The following is a 9,906-nucleotide window of genomic DNA, read 5'->3' as shown; positions in this document are numbered from 1 at the left end:
AGCGCCGATGGTACTTGGACCGCAGGGTCCTGGGAGAGTAGGACGTCGCCAAGCAAGATAAAAGAGCACAGCCTTAATGGGCTGTGCTCTTTTTGTATACCATAAGGCTTTCGCGTTTTGGAAAATATACAAGAAACCCATACATATACTCCATCCCACTAAATTAATAAGATTGGGGGATAACTACAATAAAGCTTACAACGCTCTGCATATCGACCGATAGTGAAGTCAAACATAATGAAATATATAAAGCAACAAGCTCCAACAACAGGGAGCCTTGCTGTTGCCGTTACTGTTTTTTGAGGGGGTGAAAGATTAAAGTAAGGCTATAAATTTCTAGAGAACAGGTACTTTTGAATCGAGATAGAAACGTTTCTATTAGAGTTTGAAAATGAAATTCATAGCTTTGGGAGAGAAAAACTCAATCCGAACTGAATTTTTTAGACGAAGAGTCAGAAAAAAATATGCAAAATAGGGTCCTTTAGGACTATGGAATAACAATATTTATTACAAAATTAAAGAGTTATTAATTTTGGCTTATGTGAGCTTGATACAAATTCAATCCATTATTTAGGAGGTTAAAGAGAGTTGCGGAAAAAGGCGGAATTTGTCGGATGATATCAGGTTGAATTTGTTACATTTATGTTAATGGCATGTAAAGATAAAATTGTTGTAGGATAAGGGGGTGGAGCTTCAATGTAAATCATAATGAGTTTAGTTTTACAAAATTCGTGAAAACCTAAAATTTCGTTTTAAACTAAATTAACAGATCATGATTGACAGATAACTAATACAAAAAGTGAAATTGTTGCTTTTGAAGTTTGGAAATAAATAACATAATATGGATTTTGTTTTATTTTTATGAGCTCTATCGATTTAGCCCTTTTGTCCCATGCCAAGTGGTTTTAAAGTTTGTATATTTAAAAATAGTTAGAAAGTGTTGGAATAAAAAAAGAGATATAAGGATTTACTGTAAAATTATGAAATTAATAGAGGATGGAGGAATTCATATGACGACTCGATCGCAATCTTGGTTCGCGAAAACAGAGGTCCAACCGACTGCGAAGCTCCAACTATTTTGCTTCCCCTACGCCGGTGGTGGTGCTTACATATTTAACTCTTGGAAGTCTAGGTTTGCGCCTGACATTACCGTGTTGCCTATACAACTTCCAGGACGTGAAAGCCGTTCAACAGAAGCTCCAATGGATACTCTTCAAGACATCGTTCAATCGTTGGTTCCCGCAATGGCTCCATACATGCATAAGCCGTTCGCTTTTTTTGGGCACAGTATGGGGGCACTGATTGCATTTGAAACAGCACGACAGTTGTACAGCAAAACTGGAAAGCTACCTGTGCATATCATCATATCTGGTAAATCCGCACCACATCTTCCATACTCCAAAAAACGACTCCATGATTTAGCAGACGATTCTTTCACGGAAGAGCTTCGTTTAATGCAGGGAACCCCTGAAGAGGTGCTGCAAAATGCAGAATTGATGCAAATTATTATGCCTCGTCTGCGTGCAGATTTTAAGGTATGTGAAACTTATGTTTATCAGCCGGGAAATCCACTGGTATGCCCGATAACCGTTTTAGGCGGAATGAAGGATTTTGAGGTTAGCACAGAGTCACTCCATGCCTGGCAACAACATACGACATCACCTATGGATGTTCAGATGTTCGAAGGTAATCACTTTTTCATCCATGAACAAGAACAAGAGGTTATGAGCGCAGTCGAGAACATTCTTTCTACATCCTCGCCGATGGGCCACGCGGCGGCAGCTCATACAGCTTACAACACAAGCACCCTACAACCACGATTCAGACAGAGTTGAATGTCCCACACATCACGATACACTTCGTTATTACCATCTCAGCAACAATCAACAACCAACCCACACCAAGATGCAAATTCCAGCATAGTTCAAAATCGCATTTTATTCTGCACGGATACTCATGCATCCAAACCCAGAGTTTATCTCATTGACGTCCACAGCCAATATAAAAAGTTCGCACTGATAAAGTGTGGGCAACGAAAAGAGGGATGCCCTTGTTTCGATTAAATTCTGCTTTTCGGAGACTCGCACGTTATATAAGGCCGTATAATCTATGGGTTTTCATAACGGTGATCGCCTCCTTGTGTTTGGCAGCTATTGACATTGTTTTGGGTAAGGCCATTGAGCAAATGGCACAGGGGACATTCTCCTCTACCCAGAACATGATCTATCTGGTTGTTGGTATGACGCTAATTGGAATGCCCTGTAAGTTTGTGATGAGGTACGCTTCAGCGCGATTTAGTGTTAGTGCTCTGCGCGACTTGAGAGGCGATCTTGTACATAAGTTTTGCGATTTACCGGTTTCCAGCGTGGAAAAGAAATTTACCGGAGATTTGGTATCCCGTCTAACCAATAATACGGCAGTATTACAGAACTTTTTTATCCAGCAGTTTGCCAATCTGTTTTATTTACCGCTTGTGTTTACGGCATCACTCATATTGCTTTTACTGACAAGCTGGAAACTGATATTGGCAAGTCTTGCGCTCATGCCAATAGGAATGATCATAACATCACTAATGAGCAAGCCGATTGAAAAATATTCCGCGGATCTTCAGGAGAAAATTGCTCATTTGAACGCTGTGGGGCAAGATGCAATCGGAGGAATCCCTATCGTCAAGGCATTCAATATGCAAGCTGTGCTGTTGAAGAAGTATATGGTGATTATGGAGGAGGTCGTCAAGCGCGGCTTACGGCTAGAAAAGCGCTATGCAGCCATTACTCCGGTAGGTGTGATGATGCTAGCAACACCGATTATTTTGGTCATTGTATACGGAGGATACCTGATACAACATGGAGAGCTGAATGCTGGAGGCATTGTACTTTTTTTATACCTGATTTCGTTCATATTGCAGCCGATTGCCATGCTGCCGACAATCATTTCGCAAATGAAGGAAGCGGGTGGAGCCGCAAAGCATTTGTTTGAGGTACTGGATTGGCAGAATGAACGTCAGGATGGCGAAATGACCTTGGTAGATCAGAAGCGAGAGAATGAGGCGCCTCATTTGAAAGACGATGCAAATGGGAAAGCCAACCGAATGAGTGAAGGCGGAGCAGAAAGTGATGATGACTTTGATAGTGTTGCTGTAGTCAGCTTTGAGCATTTGACCTTTGGCTACGATGAAGGGAACACAGTGCTGAAGGATATCAGCTTCCAGGCAGGGCAAGGGGATATGGTGGCGATTGTCGGTGCCAGCGGTGGAGGTAAAAGCACGATTTTCAAGCTGCTTTGCGGATTTAATGAACCTGGAGAGCATGCTGGAACCATTCAACTATTTGGAAAGAGTTTGACAGATTGGAATTTAACAAGCCTGCGCAGTCATATTTCGATGGTATCTCAGGAGCCGTCGCTTTTTCCGGCCACCATTGCAGAAAATATCGGATATGGACGTTTGGAGGCGACTCGGGAAGAAATTGTCGAGGCGGCGAAAGCGGCACATGCGCATGATTTTATTGTTCAACTTCCCGAGGGCTATGAAACCCTGTTGAGCGAGCGGGGAGGCGGATTGTCTGGCGGTCAAAAACAGCGTATTTCCATAGCAAGAGCATTACTGAAAAATGCTCCGCTGCTTCTATTGGACGAGCCGACTTCAGCACTCGATAGTCAGTCGGAGGCTCAGGTGCAGAATGCGATGAATGCGGTAATGCAAAACCGGACGGTACTGGTCATTGCTCATCGACTGTCAACCGTACGTCAGGCGAACCGCATTATTGTACTCGATCAGGGGAGCATTGTGGAATCGGGTTCTCATGAGGAATTACTAGGTCGTGATGGTGTGTATCGAAAGCTGTATTTGAAAAATTTTGAAGAAGAACAGCATACGGCGGAAAACGGTAATTCGTTGCCTGAGGAAAGGGGTGAGCGTCGTGACCTTCAAGCAGGGGTTTTATGAATTTAAGCAGTTGATGTCCCTGATGAAGCCGCACCGAAAATGGTATTTTACCGGGCTGGTTGGCAATAGTCTGACCAATGCGAGCATCACGATTTTACTTTCTTTTGTGGTGCATTATTTGCTGAATTTCGCGGTTAATGGCGATGTACAGGAGCTATACCGAGCGGTCTATTTGGTTAGTGGTACATTTTTGGCATTAAGTCTTATTTCCCCCCTGTGCAGCTATATGTATAAACGGTGTGTAAAGCTGGCGATTGCCGAAGTACGAATGAAACTATTTGGCCACATTGTTAAGCTATCGTACGATAAAGCCGAAAAACACCATTCGGGTGATCTTGTATCCCGTATGACGAATGATGTACAGGCGCTGGAGCAGGCTTACACCGTTCATATCCGCTCGATTATACTAGAAATTTCGCTTTTCTTGGGCTCGTTGGTCATTTTGATGGTTCTGGATTGGCGATTTGGGATTATGGTGGTTTTACTTGGGCTGGCTTCAGCCTGGATAAATGCTCATTTCGCAAAGAAAATGCGAAAGACGAGTGAAGAGTTACAGGGACGGATGAGCAGGTTCACGGAACGATTGAGTGATTTGCTTTCCGGTTTGCAGACGGTGAAGTTGTTTGGGTTGAGGACAAAGGTAGGTGGACTATGTAACGATGCAAGCGAGGACATAAACCGTATCAGCATCCGGCAGGGACGTCATATGGGCTTGCAGGATATGTGCAATTTTGTCATAGAGTTCATTACGCTGGGCGGTGTGCTTGTCGCCGGATTGATTCTGGTATCGCAGAAGCAAATGGAACTGGGAGTATTGGGACAGATTGTGCAGCTGCAAACCGGTATTTCAACGGTGTTTTTGGAGCTAGGGGCAGCTGTAACACTGTTACAAAACTCTTTGGCAGGCTTGGCGCGTATCCGCGAAATTCTGGATGAGTCGAAGGAAGAAGAGCAGTTCCCCGCGGCTAAAAAGAAGGGACCGCTGACTAGGCTTATCGATCCCGAGACGGCAGCTTTATCAGCCCGTGAATCTGGGGAATTCTATGGCGATGTTGAGACCTTGCGTTCAGACCATGCCATTGAACAGACTCCGGCTGCGCTGGAGCTGCACGACATCACCTTTGGCTATCAGCCTGACCATCCAACGCTGCAAAGGTTAAACTTGGTCGTGCCAGAAGGACAGGTAACCGCGCTTGTCGGCCCGAGTGGTGGCGGCAAAAGCACAGTCATGAAGCTGTTGTTGGGATTTTACCCACCGGACGAAGGTGTGCTGCGGGTTCGTGGTCGCTTGGCAGAAGAATTTCCGTTGGATGAGGTCAGGGATTTGATGGCCTATGTACCACAGGAGGCTACGCTGTTCCACGGTACAGTAGCGGATAATATCCGTTTTGGCTCACCGACTGCCACGGATGAGGAAGTAGAGGCTGCGGCCAAAACAGCCTATGCCAGCGGCTTCATAGCCGAGCTGCCAGAGGGGTACGACACGATTGTTGGTGAACGCGGAGCCAATTTGTCTGGCGGTCAAAGACAGCGGATCGCAATTGCTCGTGCTTTGCTCAAAAATGCACCGATTTTGCTGTTGGATGAAGCAACCTCGGCTTTGGATGCAGAATCGGAATATGAAGTCCAGCAGGGCTTAAATGAGCTGATGAAGGATCGTACGACATTAGTTATTGCCCATCGATTGTCTACGATTGAACGGGCGGATACGATCTGTGTCCTTGCCGATGGTGAACTGAAAGAGCAGGGTACCCATGATCAGCTCCTTGCCGAGGGCGGTCATTATGCAGAGCTGTATGAGCTTCAATTTCGAAAGCATCCCGAGGAACAAACCGCATAAATATGCGAATTTCCTTTTTACCAATATCTATTTTGCGAGGAGAGAGACGGATGACACAGCAAAATGTTCAATTGTTTTCGCTAAGCCAGCCACAGCAACGGATTTGGTATACGGAGCTTCTGTATCCTAATCGGAACACATCAACAATTATTGCAACAGTAAAAATCAGGGGAAATGTTCGTATAGATGCCTTGCAGCAAGCAATGAACCGGGTCATTGCCCAAAATGATTCTTTTCGTATCAAAATTACTGCTCAGGATGGGATTCCGTATCAATATGTAGAGCCGTTTACGGCGGAAAGTATAGAAACGCTCCAAGTTACCCTGGAAGAAGCAAAGGAATGGTTAAAGCGCCATAATCCACAGCCGTTCTCATTGTTGGATTCGCAGCTGTACCGATTTGTTATCTTGCAGCTCGGAGCAGAAGAAACCTGGTTTAATTTTAAAATGCATCATATTATCTCAGACGGCGTGTCCATGAATCAGGCCATTAATGAAATCACCGGACATTATATGGATATTGTGCATGGTACAGGTCAAGATACGCCGACCAAGGGCAATCCCTATCTGGATTTTATCCAGGTAGAGCAAAGCTATGAGCAATCAGACCGTTATCAAAAGGACAAAACGTACTGGACAGAAAAGTTTGCCGATTTGCCAGAGACTACAGGTTTGAAATCATATAACCCGCTGACACTGAGCACAGCTGCACGCCGGGAGAGCTTTATACTGGAACATGAGTTGTATCGTGGTGTTACGGCTTTTTGCGAGGAACATAAAATTAGTATTTTCACGTTCTTCCTGGCGGCTCTGTATATTTATTTGCATAAAGTGACGGGAGAGCAGGACTTAACCGTGGGGACACTCTATGCCAACCGTACGTCTAAGAAGGAAAAAGATACCATCGGTATGTTCGTCAGTACCGTGGCTACGCGTTTGTTGGTCGAACCAGAATCCGAACTGCTGACCTTCCTGCAGGGTGTAGGGAAGGAGCAGGCGTCTATTTTGCGGCATCAGCGTTACCCGTACAACAAAATTATTCAGGATTTGCGTGAACAGCAAAGCAGTCTGGACATTCAGCGTCTGTTTGGTGCTTCCATTCAGTACCGTACTTTGAGTTTCTCCCGGTTTGATGAAGCGATTCAGCAGGTTGATAACGATTTCTGCGGAGATACGGTGAACGACTTCGATATTCACATGGTTGAAATGCTGGATGATGATAGACTCGTGCTGTACCTGGATTATCGTACCGAGCTGTTTAGTGAACAGGAAATTGCTCGAATTATTCGACAATTTTTGAGTGTGGCGGAGCATATGGTGCAGGGCCCACACAAGCGGATACACGAATTGTCGCTGATCAGTGAGGAAGAACGGGCGCAAATCGTCGACGTATTCAATGCTACAGCGGTGGAATATCCACACGAAGCAGGCATTCATGAGTTGTTTGAGGAACAGGCTGAACGTACACCGAATCAGACAGCAGTTGTGTTCGGAAATGCCCGTTTAACTTATGGCGAACTGAATGTAAAAGCAAATCGACTGGCTCACACGTTGCGCGGACACGGTGTTACCGCCGAGCAAACTGTAGGTATCGTTGCTGAGCGTTCCACGGATATGATCGTTGGCATGTTGGCGATTCTCAAAGCGGGCGGCGCATATGTACCGATTGATCCTGATTATCCGGCTGAACGTGTACGTTACCTGTTGGAAGATTCGGGGGCGAAGTTGCTGCTGGTGCAGAGCGCAGAACAACAACCGGAGGAATACACCGGAATCGTACTGGATCTGAGCGATGCTAAGGTGCACGGGGCAGAGAATAACCAAGGCTTGAATACCGTACATTGGGAGCAAAATGAGGTTTATCATGCGGATTATACCGATTATACAAATCTGAAAAATGAGATTTTAAATGAATCATCCTCGTCTGTCGTAGACAGCACCGCTGAAGAACAAGAACGTAAATTTGGAAACCGACTAGCTTATTTGATGTACACTTCGGGCACAACCGGACAGCCCAAAGGGGTTATGGTAGAACATCGCAGTGTTGTGCGTTTGGTGAAAAGTACAAACTATGCGCAATTAGATGCTGATACACGCATTTTGCAAACTGGCGCTGTTGTCTTTGACGCGTCCACCTTCGAAATTTGGGGTGCGCTACTAAATGGTGGACAGCTCGTGCTGGTAAGTCAGGATGTCATTTTGGACGCTCCAAAGCTCAAGGAAGCCGTGCGCAACCATGGTATCACGACAATGTGGCTGACTGCACCGCTCTTTAACCAGCTATCTCAGCAGGACTTGGAGCTGTTCGAGGGGGTACAAGAACTGCTGGTCGGTGGTGATGTGCTGTCCGTACCGCACATTAACCGGGTGCTGGAGGCTCATCCGTCCCTTCGGATCATTAACGGCTATGGGCCGACAGAAAATACAACTTTTTCTACAACTCATGCGATTGCCAGCGTGCAATTGGAAGCGGTGCCGATTGGGCGTCCGATCCACAACTCCACAGCGTATGTCGTAGATCGTTCCATGCAGCTTCAGCCTGTCGGGGCATGGGGGGAGTTGATCGTCGGCGGCGATGGGGTGGCACGTGGCTACCGGAACCGTCCGGATTTGACGGCTGAAAAGTTCGTAGATAGTCCGTTCCGCAGCGGAGAGCGCTGCTACCGCACAGGCGATTTGGTGCGCTGGAATGAGGACGGGACGCTGGAATACAAAGGACGAATCGACGCACAGGTGAAAATTCGGGGCTACCGGATCGAGCTGGGTGAGGTGGAAGCGCAGCTGTTGAAGCTGGAAGCGGTGCAAGAAGCCGTCGTCATTGCACGTGAGGATGAGCAGGGGCAAAAGCAGCTCTGTGCATATGTAGTCACCCTTGCGGATATCGCGGCTAGTGAGCTGCGAAGCGCCTTGAGCCAAGAATTGCCGGGTTACATGGTACCGTCATATTTTGTGCAGCTGGAGCAATTGCCGTTGACACCAAATGGCAAAGTGGATCGTCGGGCGTTGCCGCAACCGGAGGGCAGCGTAGATTCCGGTGAGGATTACGTAGCAGCCCGTAATGAGGTAGAACGGACGCTAGTGTCCGTGTGGCAATCTGTACTTGGTATCGAGCATATTGGTGTGCTGGATAACTTTTTCCATCTGGGAGGTGACTCGATTAAGGCCATCCAGGTGTCTTCAAGACTGTTGCAAAATGGTTACAAGCTGGAAATGAGAGAGCTGTTCCAGTATCCGACGATTGCTGAGCTGAATGGACGGGTGCAGCGGGTGACCCGCGTTTCCGATCAAGGAGAAGTCAGTGGAAACGTGACATTGACACCGATTCAACACTGGTTCATTGAGCAGCAGCCATCCAATCCTGAGCACTATAACCAGGCTCTGATGCTGCACCGTGAGGATCGTTTGGACGAAACGGCGCTTCATCAGGCACTGCAATGCATTGTCGAGCATCATGACGCTTTGCGCATCGTATTCCGCCAAAATGTGGACGGTGGATATGAAGTATGGAACCGTGGCGTGCAAGAAGGGGAACTGTACAGCCTGGAAGTGGTTGATTTTACAAATGAGTCTGACTTTGCTCATTTGCTGGAGAACAAAGCCAGCGAAATTCAAAGCAGTATTCGTCTAGATGAAGGCCCTTTGGTGAAACTGGGTCTGTTCCGTTGCCCGGATGGAGACCATTTGTTGGTAGCGATCCATCATTTTGTAGTCGACGGCGTGTCTTGGCGTATTTTGCTGGAGGATTTGGCATCCGGTTATGAGCAGGCTTTACGGGGGGAGTCTGTCCGTTTACCCAACAAAACGGATTCCTTCCGTCTGTGGGCAGACCAGCTATCCGCTTATGCGAGCAGTGGAGCGTTGGAGAACGAGCGTGCGTATTGGGAGCAGATTGAGCAAGCAGGGAAGAGTCAGGCATCCTTGCCTAAAGATTACACTCGTAAATCTCAGGCCAAGCCACAGCTTCGCGATGATCGGACACTGACAGTAGCGTGGACTGTCGAAGAAACAGAACAATTTTTGAAGCAGGCACACCAAGCCTACAACACGGAAGCGAACGACCTGTTGCTGACAGCTCTGGGCACCGCAATTCAGGAGTGGGCAGGCATCCGTCAGGTGCTTGT

The 9,906-nt window shown here is 46.8% G+C and carries 4 protein-coding genes; all 4 read left to right on the top strand.

Annotation, left to right across the window (positions count from 1 at the left end; translation table 11 throughout):
• The first annotated feature begins 1,010 nt into the window (after positions 1-1,010).
• A complete protein-coding gene (locus ACL9RM_RS26045) occupies positions 1,011-1,835 on the top strand; it encodes a thioesterase II family protein (protein ID WP_250268207.1) in 825 nt (274 codons plus the stop codon).
• A 215-nt stretch (positions 1,836-2,050) separates the two neighbouring features.
• Positions 2,051-3,946 (top strand): ABC transporter ATP-binding protein, encoded by a 1,896-nt coding sequence (locus ACL9RM_RS26040; RefSeq protein WP_250268208.1) that lies wholly within the window; start codon positions 2,051-2,053, stop codon positions 3,944-3,946.
• Positions 3,921-5,786: an ABC transporter ATP-binding protein gene (locus tag ACL9RM_RS26035; protein WP_250268913.1), complete on the top strand. Its 1,866-nt coding sequence runs from the start codon at positions 3,921-3,923 to the stop codon at positions 5,784-5,786. Before ACL9RM_RS26040 ends, ACL9RM_RS26035 begins: the two co-directional genes overlap by 26 nt.
• Positions 5,787-5,836: 50 nt before the next feature.
• Positions 5,837-9,906: amino acid adenylation domain-containing protein (locus ACL9RM_RS26030; protein ID WP_414126680.1), on the top strand; the 4,070-nt coding region annotated here is incomplete at its 3' end.

This window comes from Paenibacillus sp. S29 (genome assembly GCF_049319765.1).
GTDB classification, from domain to species: domain Bacteria; phylum Bacillota; class Bacilli; order Paenibacillales; family Paenibacillaceae; genus Paenibacillus; species Paenibacillus polymyxa_B.
Note: the sequence above shows the minus strand (reverse complement) of the source record. Positions and strands in the feature narration are given on the sequence as shown.